Here is a 15509-nt window from a genome sequence, read left to right as displayed (position 1 = left end):
CGAAAATATTTCGGCCTTTTAATTTTTTATAGTAAGCCCTCCCTTCCGGGGAGGGTTGGGCGGGGCCTACGCTGAGCAAGTAACGCAGCCTTCTTCCATTGAGCAAGATGGGCCTGCAGGTATTTCGTCTGCTACCTGGTTAACTATTTCAGGTATTACAGCTTCCATGTTTTTACCGCCCTGGTTCTCTACTGTAAATTTAACCGCTTGCGATGCTGCTTGTGTACGCAGGTAGTACATACCTGTTTTTAAACCTTTCTTCCATGCGTAAAAGTGCATTGAAGTTAGTTTTGAAGCATTTGGCGAGTTGATGAACAAGTTTAATGATTGCGACTGGCAAATGTAAGCGCCACGGTCTGCAGCCATATCAATAATGTCACGCATCTTAATCTCCCAAACAGTTTTGTACAGGTCTTTCAAGTCTTGTGGTATCTCGGCAATGTCTTGTACAGATCCATTTGCAGTGATGATCTTATCTTTCATGCTACCGGTCCATAAACCAAGGTTTACCAAATCGCGCAGCAAGTGTTTGTTTACAATCACAAACTCGCCACTCAATACACGGCGGGTGTATATGTTTGAGGTATATGGCTCAAAGCACTCGTTGTTACCCAAGATCTGCGATGTTGATGCAGTTGGCATTGGCGCTACTAATAGTGAGTTACGCACACCATGGTTCATTACATCTAAACGCAGGTTTTCCCAATCCCAACGGCCGCTTGTTGGCTTTACATCCCATAAATCAAACTGGAATTTTCCTTTTGACAATGGCGAACCCTTAAAGGTTTCGTAAGCGCCTTCTGCAATAGCCAGATCTTTTGACGCTGTCATTGCAGCAAAGTATATCGTCTCAAAAATATCGATGTTCAGTTGTTTAGCCTCAGGGCTTTCAAACGGTAAACGTAACAGGATAAAAGCATCAGCCAGGCCTTGTACACCTAAACCAATTGGGCGGTGGCGCAAGTTTGAATATTCGGCTTCTTTAACCGGGTAGTAATTATTGTCGATGATCTTGTTCAGGTTTAACGTAGCCTGGTAAGTCACCTCGTATAATTTGTCGTGATCAAACTTACCATTGATAACATAACGTGGTAACGCTAACGATGCCAGGTTACAAACCGCAATCTCATCCGGCGAGGTATACTCTAAAATCTCGGTACAAAGGTTTGAGCTTTTAATAGTACCTAAGTTTTGCTGGTTTGATTTTGCGTTGGCAGCATCTTTATATAACAAGTAAGGAGTACCTGTTTCTACCTGGGCGTCTAATACAGCAAACCAAAGTTCCTGTGCTTTTATCACCTTGCGGGCACGGCCCTCTTTCTCGTAACGTTTGTATAGTTTCTCAAATTCTTTACCGTGGCAATCAGCTAAGCCTGGTGCTTCGTGCGGGCAAAATAAGCTCCAATCCTCGTTAGCTTCAACGCGTTGCATAAACAAATCGCTTACCCAAAGCGCGTAGAACAAATCGCGTGCGCGCATCTCTTCTTTACCGTGGTTTTTACGCAGGTCTAAAAATTCAAAGATATCTGCATGCCATGGCTCTAGGTAGATAGCAAAGGCGCCTTTACGCTTGCCACCGCCCTGGTCTACATAACGGGCAGTATCATTAAACACACGTAACATGGGTATAATACCGTTGCTGGTACCGTTAGTACCGCTAATGTACGAACCTGTTGCACGCACATTGTGGATGCTTAGGCCAATACCACCCGCACTTTGCGAGATTTTGGCGGTTTGTTTTAAAGTATCGTAAATACCATCAATGCTATCATCTTTCATGGTTAACAAGAAGCATGACGACATTTGTGGTTTTGGCGTGCCTGCATTAAATAAAGTAGGTGTAGCGTGGGTAAACCAACGCTCGCTCATCAGGTTGTAAGTTTTTATCGCGCTGGCAATATCTTCTTTGTGGATACCTACCGATACACGCATAAACAAGTGCTGCGGGCGCTCGGCTATTTTACCATTCAGTTTTAACAGGTATGATTTTTCTAAGGTTTTAAAGCCAAAGTAATCAAAGCCAAAATCGCGGTCGTAAATAATGCTGCTATCCAGTTCTTCAGCATTTTTTTGAATAATATCGTTTACATCATCAGCCAGTAAAGCTGCATTTTTACCTGTTTTAGGGTCAATATAGGTGTACAGGTTACTCATCGTTTCTGAAAACGACTTGATGGTATTTTTATGTAAGTTAGACACAGCTATACGCGATGCCAGTAACGCGTAATCAGGGTGTTTGGTCGTCAATGATGCTGCTGTCTCAGCGGCAAGGTTGTCAAGCTCTGATGTAGTAACCCCATCAAACAAGCCTTCAATTACTTTCTTAGCCACATCAACCGGGTCAACCAGTGCAGGGTTTAAACCATAGCACAGTTTCTCTATCCGTGCTGTTATTTTGTCGAATTTTACCGACTCTTGTTTACCGTCTCTTTTTACTACAAACATAATAGTGAATTGTTAATGGTGAATGGTGAGTTCATTTTACTACTGAATTAATTAATGCACTTAGGTATTTGAAGCATTTCACCATTGCTTCTCCTGCTAACTGCAAACTTTCGGGCGTGCAATAACCCAAATCAGCAGCTATGTCAAACGCAGCGTCTACTTCAATAACAGACCCTCTTGCTATTTCATAAAAACGTTTACGTTCTAACTCTGATTTCCTGGAACTCCCCTCTGCAATGTTTAAATGAACAGATAGGGCTGCCCTTTTTATTTGTTGTGTTAATATAAATTTTTCTTCTGCTGGAAATTGCGATACAGCGGCATAGCATGCTTTTACAAATTGCCTTGCAATAGCATAAATATCTAATTTGGTATGTCCTAACGTTAAAAACATCAATTCTTATTACGCATTCTACTCACCACTGCCAACTCACTACTCACTACCTTAAAAGTCTTCGTCTAACGAAAATCCTTTATTATCGGCTCCGCTTGTATTTAACACCCCGCTTTTTTGATAATCGCCTACACGTTTTTCAAAGAAGTTGGTTTTGCCCTGCAGGGATATCATCTCCATAAAGTCGAACGGGTTGCTGGCGCCGTATACTTTATCATAACCAAGCTCGCCCAACCAACGGTCGGCAACAAACTCAATGTATTGGCTCATTAGCTTAGCGTTCATACCAATTAAACTAACCGGTAGCGCGTCGCTCACAAATTCTTTTTCAATTTCAACAGCATCGGTAATAATAGCTGTAGCTGCTTCTTTTGTTAGTTTGTTATCTAACATTCTGTATAGTAAGCAAGCAAACTCGCAGTGCATACCTTCGTCACGAGATATCAGCTCATTACTGAAAGTTAACCCCGGCATTAAGCCACGTTTTTTTAACCAGAAGATAGAGCAAAAACTGCCTGAGAAGAAAATTCCCTCTACAGCCGCAAAAGCAATTAAACGCTCTGCAAAGCTTCCGTTATTTATCCAACGCAACGCCCACTCGGCCTTTTTACCTACACATGGTACGGTATCAATAGCGTGAAACAAGCGGTCTTTTTCGGTAGCGTCTTTAATATAAGTATCAATTAACAAGGCGTAGGTTTCAGAGTGGATGTTTTCCATCATGATCTGAAAACCGTAGAAACAACGTGCCTCTGGTAACTGCACCTCACTCATAAAGTTTACGGCAAGGTTTTCATTTACGATACCATCGCTGGCGGCAAAAAATGCCAGGATGTGTGATATAAAATGTTTTTCGCCCGAGTTTAAACCTTCCCAGTGTTTTAAATCGTCAGACAGATCAATTTCTTCTGCCGTCCAAAAGCTGGCTTCGCATTTTTTATACATTTCCCAAATGGCGGGATATTTAATAGGTAGAATAACAAAACGATCCTTGTTCTCTCTTAATAATAATTCTGTTTCTTCCGCCATGCGCTTTATTCTATTTTAATATTTCAACTCAAAAATTCGTCTTTCAAACCCTGGTAATTTTAGCCGACAGAGCCGCCAAGCAGTTGTTGCTAAACAATGTCAGGCCAATGCCTGTCATCTTTAAACTACTTATATCAACCTCACTAATCCCTACTAAATGTTATACCATTGTACGTCAGCTTAGCTGCCAGTTAGCAGCATTCTCCGGTGATATCGAACAGGGTTGCCGATATTTTTGGATAGCTTTTTCAAGACTTATAAATCAAAGATAGTGGTTGCGCTTTTTTGTTGTTAGTGATAGTTTTACACATCACCCATAAGTTATAAACAAAATGCCTAAATGCTACGGAGAGGGTATTTTTAGGAGACTAAGAATGAGCTTATTGTAAATGTGCAAATCTAAGTGCGGCGACATTTTGGGCGATGAGCACAAACCCATCGCCCCGGTTTTATTACGCTTTGGCGACAAACTTAAGGGATAAAGAATTAACGCAATGGCGGGTATTTTTGGGTGTCAGATACTCGCCCTCAAAAACGTGACCCAGGTGCGCGCCACAGTTGTTGCATACTATTTCTACCCGGCGGCCATCGGCATCGGGCACGCGCTTTACAGCACCCGCAATCTCATCATCAAAACTCGGCCAGCCACAATGCGACTCAAACTTAGTTTCTGATGTATATAAAGGCGTATCGCAGCGTTTGCACACATAAAAGCCCTGAGCCTGGTTATTCAACAATTCGCCGGTAAAAGGGCGCTCAGTGCCTTTGTGTAGGATGACGTATTCTTCTTCGGGAGTTAATTCGTTATAGTTAGACATGATTTCACAGATTATTTTTGATTTCACAGATGGATAGTTTGTCCGTCCGCTACATTACAAGATACGACAAAACTGGGGGACAATTTGTTTTTGGATGGATGTTTACATGGAGTTGACGGAGACATAGCACCATTTGTCATTGCGAGGAACGAAGCAATCGCAAGGAGAACGGTGACGAACTTTGCAGCGTGCGATTGCTTCGTACCTCGCAATGACAAACTTTGCAAAACCAAAAAATCCCGGCCAAAGCCAGGATTTATATCTTTAAGTCTCCCCTACCGGGGGAGATTTAGAGGGGGCTTATAATTTAGCTAATTCCTCTGCCATAGCAGCGCCAATTTCGGCCGGCGACTCTACAACACGGATCCCGCATTCGCGCATGATCTTCATTTTAGCGGCAGCAGTATCATCGGCACCGCCAACAATTGCACCTGCGTGGCCCATACGGCGGCCCGGAGGCGCAGTTTGGCCGGCAATAAAGCCTACTACCGGTTTAGTACCGTTTTCTTTGATCCACAGGGCGGCTTCTGCTTCCATGCCGCCACCAATCTCGCCTATCATAATGATACCGTGTGTGTCAGGATCATTCATTAACAACTCAACAGCTTCTTTAGTTGGGGTACCAATAATCGGGTCGCCACCAATGCCAATGGCTGTGGTGATGCCTAAACCGGCTTTAACAACCTGGTCTACGGCCTCGTAAGTTAACGTGCCCGATTTTGAAACCACACCTACGTTACCTTTTTTAAAGATAAAGCCCGGCATAATACCAATTTTGCTTTCATCAGCAGTGATAATACCAGGGCAGTTAGGGCCAATAAGGCGACTGTCTTTATCAGACAAATATTCTTTAACCGCAATCATATCCTTAGTCGGGATACCTTCGGTGATACATACAATAACTTTTATACCGGCTTCGGCAGCTTCCATAATCGCGTCGGCAGCAAATGCAGGCGGAACGAAAATGATAGATACATCGGCACCCGTTTTTGCAACGGCATCAGCAACGGTATTAAATACAGGGCGATCTAAGTGTGTTTGGCCACCTTTACCCGGTGTAACACCACCTACAAGCTGGGTGCCATACTCAATCATCTGCGATGCGTGGTAGGTACCCTCATTACCTGTAAAACCCTGAACTATAACTTTCGAATCTTTATTTACTAGAACACTCATTGGTACATGTTTCTTTTGATATGGCAAAGCTAAAATTATTTTTCACCTGCTATATGGTTAAGGGGTATTTTTTTGTTGGATGATGAAAAAATTACAATGCCCCCTCTAAATCTCCCCGGTTGGCGAGACTTTAAATCAAGCCCTCCCTACCGGGGAGGGTTGGGAGGGGCTCCAATCATCTCTAACAACTCCGAATCACTTATAATAGGCACGTTGAGCTTTTGCGCCTTCTCCAGTTTTGCCGGCCCCATATTATCCCCGGCAACCAGGTAGTTTAGTTTGGCCGATATGCTGCTCAATATCTTCCCTCCGTTTTGCTCAATAATATCCTTCAATTCATCGCGCGAGCGTTCAAACGTGCCCGATATGATGAAGGTTTTGCCCGTTAAGGCCTCGCTGGCCAGTATTACTTCTTTTTGTTCGGCTACAAACTGCAGTCCGGCGGCCTTTAGCTTTTCAATTTCCTGGCGATGCTGCGGCGTGCCGAAATATTCGATTAAACTATGGGCTATACGCTCGCCTATTTCTTCAGCTACCACCAGTTCCTCCAGCGTTGCAGCCATCAGGTTATCTATGTTTTTAAAGTGCATGGCCAGTTTTCTGGCAACAGTTTCGCCAATGTAGCGAATACCTAAGCCAAACAGCACTTTTTCAAACGGCATCTGTTTTGATTTTTCAATGCCATCCAACATGTTGGTAATGGATTTTTCGCCGAAGCGCTCCATCGTTTTCAATTCACCCAATTTATTATGCAAGTCATACAGATCACTGATATGGCGGATAAATCCGCGATGATACAGTTGCTCTATAGTCTCATCACCCAAACCATCAATATTCATGGCTTTACGGCCGATGAAGTGCTGCATTTTGCCGGTTATCTGCGGGCGGCAACCTTCGTCATTAGGGCAGTAAAATGCGGCTTCGCCTTCCTGGCGTTTAAGCGGGGCACCACATTCGGGGCATTCGGTTATGTAGTCTATTCGCCCGGCACCCGGCGTACGTTTTTCTAAGTTTACCTCAATAATCTTCGGGATGATCTCGCCGCCTTTTTCAACGTACACCCAATCGCCCTGGTGCAAATCAAGTCGCAGCATTTCGTTGGCGTTGTGCAGGGTGGCGCGTTTCACGGTAGTGCCTGCCAGTAGCACCGGTTTTAAGTTAGCAACCGGGGTAACCGCACCGGTACGGCCCACCTGGTAAGTAACTTTAAGCAACTCGGTTTGTACGCGCTCGGCTTTAAATTTATAGGATATGGCCCAGCGTGGCGATTTGGCCGTGAAGCCCAGTTCCTGCTGCTGGCCATAACTGTTAACTTTGATAACGATACCGTCAATATCATAACTCAAATCAAAACGTTTGGTGTCCCACTCGTTAATGAAAGCTAAAACGCTCTCCATATCATTACATAACCTACTATGGTCATCTACATGAAAACCCCAGCTTTTTACGGCTTGCAGGCTCTCCCAATGGGTTTTAAATAGTTGCTTTTCGGTATACAAGCCATAAAGGAAACAATCCAGCGGGCGTTTAGCTACCTCACTGCTATCTTGTAGTTTTATAGTGCCCGATGCAAAGTTACGCGGGTTAGCGTAGGCCGGCTCGCCGTTATCTACACGCTCCTGATTCAGGCGTTCAAAGGCTTTAAGGTGCATAAATACCTCTCCACGGATTTCAAACTCGGCAGGATAATCGCCGCTCTTTAGCTGCTTAGGGATAGTCTTGATAGTCTTTACGTTTGTTGTCACTTCGTCGCCCTGTGTGCCGTCGCCACGGGTAACGGCGCGGGCCAATTTACCGTCCTGGTAAGTAAGACTCATCGACAGGCCGTCGAATTTAAGCTCGCACACATACTCAAAATTATCGCCTATAGCTTTGCGAATGCGCTGGTCGAAATCAAGCAACTCTTGCTCATTATAGGTGTTGCCTAACGACAGCATCGGCCAGCGATGCTTTACCGTTTTAAATTCCTTGGTTACAAAACCACCTACCTTTTGGGTGGGCGAATCTTCATCCAAAAACTCGGGGAATTGGCGCTCTAAAGCCGTAAGCTCCTCCAGTAGTTTATCAAACTCGAAGTCGGTTATAGCAGGCATAGCCAATACATAATAGTTATAGCTATGCTGCTTTAGCGCTGCAGATAAGGTTTCAATTTGCTGTTTTGCTTCCTGAGGTGACATGGAGCGAAGATAATAAATTAATTATTTGGGATGGTTGCATTTACTCCAGGATGCCGTCTAAATAAACGCGCTCCGTTGCCATCACTCGTGGCTTGCCTCCGCTCAATTGCCGCGGATCGGCTTTGTTCTTTTCCTTGATGAAAAGAACCAAAAATCAAGTCAGCAGGGATGCTTCTTTGCGCTCAAGGCCTTTGCCCTGCAAATTAGGTAAAACCAAGGGCCCGGTCCTTTTGCCCCGCTTCGCTCGCACAGACCACCACTTCATGCAAAATTACCAATGCCCTCGCCACCGCACCGGCCACCCATTTTACCTAATTTCGCCCGAAGCCGCCCTGCTTACACTTTTCTTGAACGAAGCAGGCAAGCTAAGTGCGTCAAGGCCCGGAACGACCAGCAAAAAAGGTATACGCGAACGTATATAGCCGGCTTTGTACAAGAAGACGCAATGTATTGCGACGCCACGAATTGCGTTGCGCACCCGATAATATCCCGAATAATCGTATAATTGGTTAATGAAACGATTGATTAACAACCTTACCTTCCAGGTGCTGGTAGCTATTGCACTGGGCATTTTGGTAGGCCTGTATTATAAACCTTTTGCCCCTACGGCGCAATTGATTAGTAAAACGTTTATTAACCTGATCACCATGCTGATTGCCCCTATCATATTCTTCACCATTGTGTTGGGTATTGCGGGCATGAGCGATATGAAAAAGGTGGGCCGCGTAGGCGGTAAGGCGCTGTTGTATTTTGAAGTGGTTACCACTTTCGCGCTTATTATTGGTGTTACAGTTGCCAACTTAGTTAAGCCCGGCGATGGTTTTGTAAGCACCATACCCGCTGATACCGCCAAACTTGCCGTCTACGAAAAGGCTGCATCTGACATGAAATGGGGCGATTTTTTGGCGCACATTGTACCCAGCAATGCCTTTAAAGCTTTTGCCGAAGGCGATATTTTGCAGATCCTTTTCTTTGCGATATTGTTTGGTATCGGGCTGAGTAAAATGGGCGATACGGGCACAACCGTTATTAACCTGTTTGAAAAGATCTCCAAAGTTTTCTTCAACATTATGCACATTGTGATGAAGGCTGCACCGCTCGGAGCTTTCGGCGGGATGGCTTATACCATTAGTACTTATGGCATAAAAACACTGCAGCCGCTGGCTTTGCTCATGGTATCTGTATATGCAACCATGGCATTGTTCATTTTTGTGGTGCTTAATGTTATTTGCTACCTATTTAAGTTTAGCCTATGGCAATACCTTAAACATATCAGGCAAGAAATATTGATTGTGCTGGGTACCTCGTCGTCAGAGTCGGCCCTGCCGGGGATGATGGAGAAGCTGGAAAAATTTGGTTGCTCAAAATCGGTTGTAGGCTTAGTTATTCCTGCCGGATATTCCTTCAACCTCGATGGCACCACCATCTACCTATCCATGTGTACCATATTTTTGGCCCAGGTTTTTCATGTGCCATTAACGTTGATGCAGCAGCTAACTATTATAGGCATATTGATGGTGACATCAAAAGGCGCCGCAGGTGTAACCGGTAGTGGGTTTATTGTGCTAACATCAACCTTAGCGGCCATTAAGCTTATCCCTGTTGAGGGTGTGGCGATATTGTTAGGGGTAGACAGGTTTATGTCGGAAGCGCGAGCGATTACTAATGTTATTGGAAATGGCGCTGCAACTATCGTGATTGCCAAAAGCGAAAAGGAGTTTGATGAAGCTAAGTATAGAGCGGCGATAGCGCGGTAGGGCTAATTTTATCGCAGAGCGATTGGACATCAGGGTTGAACGAGCTTACTTTAACGCGCTCCGTAGCCACGTACTAAAACAAACACCTTTAACAATAATTAACAACTACCACCAGCAAGCTTCTGCCAATAAATTGCATCTTAGCAAAACATAATCCCCTCATGCGGTCAACGTTAAGCCTTATTTTTGTTTTACTGATTAATAGCAGTCTGTTTGCACAACTCACCATCAGCGGTAAAATAACTGACGACGCCGGGAAATCCGTACCCTTTGCGGCAGTGTATATCAAAAACACCACGCAGGGCGCATCTGCCAATAGCGAGGGCGAATATTCTTTAAGCTTAAAGCCCGGCCAGCACCTGGTACAATATAAAGCGGTGGGCTACAAACAAGAAAGCCGTACGGTAGACTTAAAGCAAAATAAGGTTGTAAACGTAACTTTAAGCACCGAGGTTTATCAGCTGCAAACTGTAAACGTTGGCGGGGTTGACCCGGCTTATGCCATCATCCGCAAAGCGATTAAAAAACGCAAAACTTACCTTAACGAGGTTAAGGCTTTTACGGCAGACATCTACATAAAAGGCATGCAGAAACTGCTGGATGCGCCTAAGAAATTTTTAGGACGAGACATTAACGAGATGGCTAAAGAGATGGGCCTTGACTCGAACCGCCGGGGGATAATTTACCTGTCGGAGTCTGAATCTAAATACAGCTATCAATATCCCGATAAGGTGCACGAGGTGATGGTGTCATCAAAGGTATCGGGTAGTAACCGGGCTTTTAGCTATAACCGCGCTACCGATATGCGGGTTATTTTCTACGAGAACCTGCAGCAATGGGGGCGTATTAGTTTGCGCCCGCTAATATCGCCCATTGCAGACAATGCCCTGTTTTACTACAACTACCGCTGGATTGGCGAAACTACCGAGAATGGCAAAACGGTAAACAAGATAAAGGTGATGCCCCGCCGTGAGCACGACCCATGTTTTGAAGGCTACATTTACATACAGGAAGATAGCTGGCGACTGGTGGGCCTTAACCTGTATGTCACCAAAAAAGCCAATATTAATTTGGTAGATACCATCCGAATCAACCAGCAATTTGTGCCCGTTGATAACAAAGCCTGGTTAACGTCAAACATCCGTTTTGACTTTAACGGCGGGCTGTTTGGCTTTAAGTTCGGCGGTTATTTTATATCCGTTTATAAAAATTACGACCTTAACCCCACCTTCAACAAAAAGGATTTTAACGAGGTATTGCGCATTACCAAAGGCGTTAACAAAAAAGACAGTACCTACTGGGAGCAAGAGCGCCCCATCCCGCTCACGGACGAAGAAAAGGCTGATTATCAAAAGAAAGACTCCATTGCAACCAAGCGCGAATCTAAGGGCTACATGGATTCGGTAGACCGGATCAATAACAAATTCAGTATCCGGAAATTATTGATTGGCGGCATCAATCGTAACAATCGCTATAAAAAACAGTATTTCCATATTGACCCTATCCTGTCGCGTGCCATACAGTTCAACACGGTTCAAGGCGTCAATATTGATTGGAAAGCATCATACACCAAACTGATAGACACGGTTGATAATCGCTATTTCAGGCTTGGGTCAACCTTGGGTTATGGTTTTTCAAACCATTTATTTAACGCGGTTATTGATGCTACCCTACCGGTAAATAAGTTTACGCTCCACTTGAGCGGCGGTTCTGATGTGCTGGACATGAACAACCTGCAACCTATTTCGCCATTTGCCAATACGTTGCATAGCCTGTTAGCAAAAGAAAATTTTCAGAAATTTTACCAAAAGCAATTTGCATCCGTGCTTATCGGGGGTCGCATTAGCGGCGGCCTCCGCGCCAGTGTCGATGCCGAATTTGCCAGCCGTACCTGGCTCGACAATACGTCGGCATTTAGTTTTAACGGCCGTAAGCAGTATACTTCAAACAATCCTTTTGTGCCTTATGCTAATGTGCCTTTGTTTGCTAAAAACCAATCGCTTAAAATAACCGGTCGCCTTAGTTACGATTTTAGCAACAAGTACGCCACCTACCCTACCGGCAGGCGCTTTCTGCCATCAAAGTATCCAACCATAGGTTTTGCCTACACCAAGGGCATCAAAAATGTATTTGGGTCTGATGTTGATTTTGATAAGATCTCGGCCGATATATCAAAAACTAATATCCGCATGGGGTTATACGGGCGCTCGGCATTTTATATTGGTGCGGGTAAGTTTATTAATAGCAACAGCATTTACTATACAGATTACAACCACTTTTACGGCAGCCAGGCACTGTTGTATCGCGGAGGAATTAACAGCTTTTTGCTGCTCAACTACTACCTGTACAGCAGCCGCACTGAATATCTGGAAGGACATTTTCAGCATAACTTTTCAGGCTTTTTCACGAATAAGATTCCGCTCATCAGAAAACTGAAGCTGCAGGAGATTGTTCATGTTAATTACCTGACATCGCCCGAGTTGAAAAACTATTATGAGCTGGGCTTTGGGGTGCAATACTTCAGGTTTAAGTTACTTTATGGCCGCTCGTACAACAGCGCCAACAACGCGCACGACGGGATAAGGCTGGCTATTGGGTTATAGTCATCGGTCAAAGTTTCCTTTTGTCGCTTGTGTTTTCGAAAAGACAACAAACTATTGACCATGGACTATGGACTATCGGCTAATAAAATATTAACTTAGCGGCCTTTAATATAACACATGAACAAATTTTACGGAACCGGGATAGCGATAGTTACCCCTTTTCAGGCAGACGGACAAGTAGATTACGACGGGCTTAAAAAACTGATCAATTATTTAGTTGATGGCGGTGTGGAGTACATCGTGTCGTTAGGTACCACAGGCGAAACCGCCACCTTAAATGCTGATGAAAAGAAGAAGGTTTGGGCCTTTACTGCCGAAACGGTGGATGGTCGCGTAAATTTGGTTGCAGGCATTGGCGGTAATAATACTGCCGAAGTTGTTGAGCAGGTAAAGTCATTTGACATACCTGGCTATGATGCCATATTATCTGCCAGCCCAAACTACAACAAACCAACGCAAGAGGGTATTTATCAGCACTATAAAGCCATAGCCCAAGCTGCAAATCTGCCTATAATATTATATAACGTACCGGGCCGCACGGGCAGCAATGTAAGTGCCTACACTACTGTTAAATTAGCTAAAGAGTTTAAAAATATAGTGGGCATTAAAGAAGCATCGGGCAACTTTGACCAAATTAACCAAATCATGCGCGACAAGCCTGAGGGCTTCCTGATGATATCCGGCGATGACCCTATAAGCTTACCCATGATAGCGCTAGGGGCCGTTGGTGTTATATCTGTAGTGGGCAATGCCTTGCCGCGCCAAACATCAGACGTGATACGTAAATGCCTTAACCATGATTTTAAAGGGGCAGAAAAAGGCCATTACAGCCTGATAGACATTACCCGCCTGTGCTTTGTTGAAGGCAGCCCGGCGGGTGTTAAAACTGCGTTAAAGCAATTAGGTATTTGTGGCGACACGGTGCGTTTGCCTTTAACGCCGGTTAGTGAGCAAACTGCCGCTGCGATAGTTAAAGAGATCCAAAAATTTAGCTGAACGTAGAGACGCAATCCATTGCGTCTAATTAATCATATTGCAAAAAAAAACCCGCTGCGTGCAGCCGGGTTTTTTTGTTAGTTATACCGTCAGTATAACTACGCCTGGTTTTTTGCGTCCTGAACTTCCAAACGGATAGCTTGCGCCAGGTTTTTAAGGTCTTGCATACCTTTACGAACACGGGTACCGGCTGCACTGTTACCCTTGTTGTAAAACTTATCAGCATCGGCTTCAAGGGATGCGATAAGCTCTTTTACTTCAGTAAATTTTTTCATCGAATTACTCTTTGTTTAATAATATGAGGTATTGATTTATAAAAGCTAAGCTATAATGTTTTTATTAAAATAAAAATAGCTGTAAACCCGCAATCACGCGTTTTTTTCCACATTTTTAAAGGTGTCGCGGCAGCAAAAAGTTTCAACATTAGCGTTAAACGTTATTATTTTATATAATATTAAAATAAATTTACCTTAAAAACAATAACGGACAATATTGCTATGATTTTATTCACCAAATCTGTAAAGTATCCCAATTAGTAGCCACTAGACACCTGGTTACTACTTAACAATGTTTTTGAGTACCAGAAACAACGGATGTTTATCGTTTCCTTTTAAATTTTTTGCTGAAAAGGCACCTCCAAGCAGCAAATCTGTCTTGCCATCGCCGTCAATGTCAGCTGCGTCTATAGTCATGCCGTGGGTAAACTTAACAGTGCTTGGCGGTGTATAGGGTTTAAAATTTAAACCGCCGGTATTTTCAAAGTATATAAAACCTTCCCATACGATTTTCTCTGACGGATACGCACTAACCGCAGCAAGATCCAGATCACCATCGCGGTCAAAATCACTGGCGATAACTTTATTGCAACCATTTATAGGGTAAAAATACTTTTGGCTGAAATTATTCTTACCATCGTTTAAATAGATATATACCCCATGATAGGGTTTTAAGATCTGGCTATGGTCGGCATTATCCCCGCAGGCATATAAAATATCTTTAAAACCATCGCCGTTAAAATCTACCAGATCAAAGCTGATAGAACCATACGACGGTGGGAAGCTTAAAATCTTTTTCTCTTCGAAGATGCCTTTACCTTTATTGGCGTACATAAATACACCTTCGTCGCCCTGGGCAAATAAGGCCCATATGTCAGGTACTTTACCTGGGTTATTGTAATCTATAATTGCTTTAATACAGCCCGGCTTTTCTCTAAGCACATGTTCTTTTCTGGCTGTATTACCTTCAAACCAACTCAGCTTACCCGCCATGTTACCGTATTGATTGATCAGGTAATCCTTCTTTCCGTCTTGGTTAAGGTCAATCAGGTTTACAGACAAGGGGCGGTTCAACCTGTCAAACAGCGGCTTAGCTTTAATAGTTATAGCCCCCTTATTATCAAACGCCACCTGGTTGATGCTGCCTACCATAATGTCGTTAGGCTTTAGATCAAAGCCGATAACACTGGCCAAAATTTTATCAGACTGAAAATTCAGATCAACTATCGCGGCATCTAACGTACTTGTGCTGATAGTTTGCCCCTTATCGTTTAAAACCACCAGCTTGTTATTCAAGCCATCGCATACTATCAAACGATGTGGTTTTACACTTTGATCAATTTTTACGTAGGATGTAAAAGCTTGCGTGGCTACCCACTCGGCTGGCGTGGACTGCACCTCAAAAAATGGCAATTGATGGGTAGGCTCTGCTCTGTCGGCAATAGGCAGTTCATCAGGTGCTTTAGTTATAAAATACGCGTTGATCAGTCGCCAGTCTCTTTCGTCCATCGCCGGCGAGCTTGGTTTATAGGCAGCATCAATCCGCGGTGTATTAGATTTGGCTGCCGGTTTTAAACCTAAATATTCGCCCATCAGCGGCAGTACGTTATCTTTCCATATTACTTTGTTAAGCAGCGAAGGGCTCGGCAAGCTATGGCACGACTGGCAATGCTTAGCCGCCAAAGCTTCTCCTTTAGCAACATCTTCATCGCTGTACACATCGGCCTGGGCGCCGTCTTTAGTGTAAATATTACCGCCGGTTGGGCCACCGCATTGCGCTAACCCAATTACAATCAGCGTAAGTAAAGCAATAACTAATATTTTATGGGGATGTCGCAT

General features: G+C 44.0%; 12 protein-coding genes. 4 read left to right on the top strand and 8 right to left on the bottom strand.

Features of this window, described 5'->3' with window-relative positions:
- Positions 1 to 66: 66 nt before the first annotated feature.
- From ACFSYC_RS15875 to ligA, 6 genes are all read right to left on the bottom strand, one after another.
- Positions 67 to 2445 (bottom strand): ribonucleoside-diphosphate reductase subunit alpha, encoded by a 2379-nt coding sequence (locus tag ACFSYC_RS15875; protein ID WP_377129586.1) that lies wholly within the window; start codon positions 2443 to 2445, stop codon positions 67 to 69.
- 31 nt (positions 2446 to 2476) lie between these two features.
- Positions 2477 to 2839: a four helix bundle protein gene (locus tag ACFSYC_RS15870; protein ID WP_377129584.1), complete on the bottom strand. Its 363-nt coding sequence runs from the start codon at positions 2837 to 2839 to the stop codon at positions 2477 to 2479.
- Positions 2840 to 2890: 51 nt separating this feature from the next.
- Positions 2891 to 3868 carry a ribonucleoside-diphosphate reductase small subunit gene (locus tag ACFSYC_RS15865; protein ID WP_377129582.1) on the bottom strand — a complete coding sequence of 326 codons (978 nt, stop codon included), beginning with the start codon at positions 3866 to 3868 and terminating at the stop codon, positions 2891 to 2893.
- 452 nt (positions 3869 to 4320) lie between these two features.
- The gene (locus ACFSYC_RS15860) at positions 4321 to 4686 is read right to left on the bottom strand and encodes a methionine-R-sulfoxide reductase (protein WP_377129580.1); all 366 of its coding nucleotides are present in this window, start codon (positions 4684 to 4686) and stop codon (positions 4321 to 4323) included.
- Positions 4687 to 4986: 300 nt separating this feature from the next.
- Positions 4987 to 5862 carry a succinate--CoA ligase subunit alpha gene (gene sucD / locus ACFSYC_RS15855; RefSeq protein WP_377129578.1) on the bottom strand — a complete coding sequence of 292 codons (876 nt, stop codon included), beginning with the start codon at positions 5860 to 5862 and terminating at the stop codon, positions 4987 to 4989.
- 146 nt (positions 5863 to 6008) lie between these two features.
- Positions 6009 to 8039, bottom strand: coding sequence for an NAD-dependent DNA ligase LigA (gene ligA, locus ACFSYC_RS15850; protein WP_377129576.1), 2031 nt, complete (start codon positions 8037 to 8039; stop codon positions 6009 to 6011).
- A gap of 263 nt (positions 8040 to 8302) precedes the next feature.
- On the opposite strand from ligA, the gene ACFSYC_RS15845 reads away from it, so the two are divergent.
- The 4 genes from ACFSYC_RS15845 to dapA all read left to right on the top strand — a co-directional run bounded on the left by ACFSYC_RS15845 (position 8303) and on the right by dapA (position 13395).
- Positions 8303 to 8461, top strand: coding sequence for a hypothetical protein (locus tag ACFSYC_RS15845; protein ID WP_377129574.1), 159 nt, complete (start codon positions 8303 to 8305; stop codon positions 8459 to 8461).
- Between the two features lie 90 nt (positions 8462 to 8551).
- Entirely contained in the window at positions 8552 to 9796 is a 1245-nt protein-coding gene (dctA, locus tag ACFSYC_RS15840) for a C4-dicarboxylate transporter DctA (RefSeq protein WP_377129572.1), read from the top strand.
- A gap of 161 nt (positions 9797 to 9957) precedes the next feature.
- On the top strand, positions 9958 to 12399 hold the full coding sequence (locus ACFSYC_RS15835) for a DUF5686 and carboxypeptidase regulatory-like domain-containing protein (protein ID WP_377129570.1): 2442 nt from the start codon (positions 9958 to 9960) through the stop codon (positions 12397 to 12399).
- Between the two features lie 117 nt (positions 12400 to 12516).
- Positions 12517 to 13395, top strand: coding sequence for a 4-hydroxy-tetrahydrodipicolinate synthase (gene dapA / locus ACFSYC_RS15830; RefSeq protein ID WP_377129568.1), 879 nt, complete (start codon positions 12517 to 12519; stop codon positions 13393 to 13395).
- A 98-nt stretch (positions 13396 to 13493) separates the two neighbouring features.
- Here the strand turns inward: dapA and ACFSYC_RS15825 are convergent, their stop codons facing one another.
- Positions 13494 to 13670 carry a histone H1 gene (locus ACFSYC_RS15825; protein ID WP_377129566.1) on the bottom strand — a complete coding sequence of 59 codons (177 nt, stop codon included), beginning with the start codon at positions 13668 to 13670 and terminating at the stop codon, positions 13494 to 13496.
- Between the two features lie 282 nt (positions 13671 to 13952).
- Positions 13953 to 15509 carry an FG-GAP repeat domain-containing protein gene (locus ACFSYC_RS15820; RefSeq protein ID WP_377129564.1) on the bottom strand — a complete coding sequence of 519 codons (1557 nt, stop codon included), beginning with the start codon at positions 15507 to 15509 and terminating at the stop codon, positions 13953 to 13955.

The organism is Mucilaginibacter antarcticus (assembly GCF_042686155.1).
In the GTDB taxonomy this organism is placed as follows: Bacteria; Bacteroidota; Bacteroidia; order Sphingobacteriales; family Sphingobacteriaceae; genus Mucilaginibacter; species Mucilaginibacter antarcticus.
The sequence above is the reverse complement of the archived record's forward strand: the minus strand, read 5'-3'. Positions and strand labels throughout refer to the sequence as shown.

Excerpts from the sequence above, each read along its gene's own strand:
- ACFSYC_RS15875 (WP_377129586.1), bottom strand. The coding sequence starts at position 2,445 with ATGTTTGTAGTAAAAAGAGACGGTAAACAAGAGTCGGTAAAATTCGAC.
- ACFSYC_RS15870 (WP_377129584.1), bottom strand. The coding sequence starts at position 2,839 with ATGTTTTTAACGTTAGGACATACCAAATTAGATATTTATGCTATTGCA.
- ACFSYC_RS15865 (WP_377129582.1), bottom strand. The coding sequence starts at position 3,868 with ATGGCGGAAGAAACAGAATTATTATTAAGAGAGAACAAGGATCGTTTT.
- ACFSYC_RS15860 (WP_377129580.1), bottom strand. The coding sequence starts at position 4,686 with ATGTCTAACTATAACGAATTAACTCCCGAAGAAGAATACGTCATCCTA.
- sucD (WP_377129578.1), bottom strand. The coding sequence starts at position 5,862 with ATGAGTGTTCTAGTAAATAAAGATTCGAAAGTTATAGTTCAGGGTTTT.
- ligA (WP_377129576.1), bottom strand. The coding sequence starts at position 8,039 with ATGTCACCTCAGGAAGCAAAACAGCAAATTGAAACCTTATCTGCAGCG.
- ACFSYC_RS15845 (WP_377129574.1), top strand. The coding sequence starts at position 8,303 with ATGCAAAATTACCAATGCCCTCGCCACCGCACCGGCCACCCATTTTAC.
- dctA (WP_377129572.1), top strand. The coding sequence starts at position 8,552 with ATGAAACGATTGATTAACAACCTTACCTTCCAGGTGCTGGTAGCTATT.
- ACFSYC_RS15835 (WP_377129570.1), top strand. The coding sequence starts at position 9,958 with ATGCGGTCAACGTTAAGCCTTATTTTTGTTTTACTGATTAATAGCAGT.
- dapA (WP_377129568.1), top strand. The coding sequence starts at position 12,517 with ATGAACAAATTTTACGGAACCGGGATAGCGATAGTTACCCCTTTTCAG.
- ACFSYC_RS15825 (WP_377129566.1), bottom strand. The coding sequence starts at position 13,670 with ATGAAAAAATTTACTGAAGTAAAAGAGCTTATCGCATCCCTTGAAGCC.
- ACFSYC_RS15820 (WP_377129564.1), bottom strand. The coding sequence starts at position 15,509 with ATGCGACATCCCCATAAAATATTAGTTATTGCTTTACTTACGCTGATT.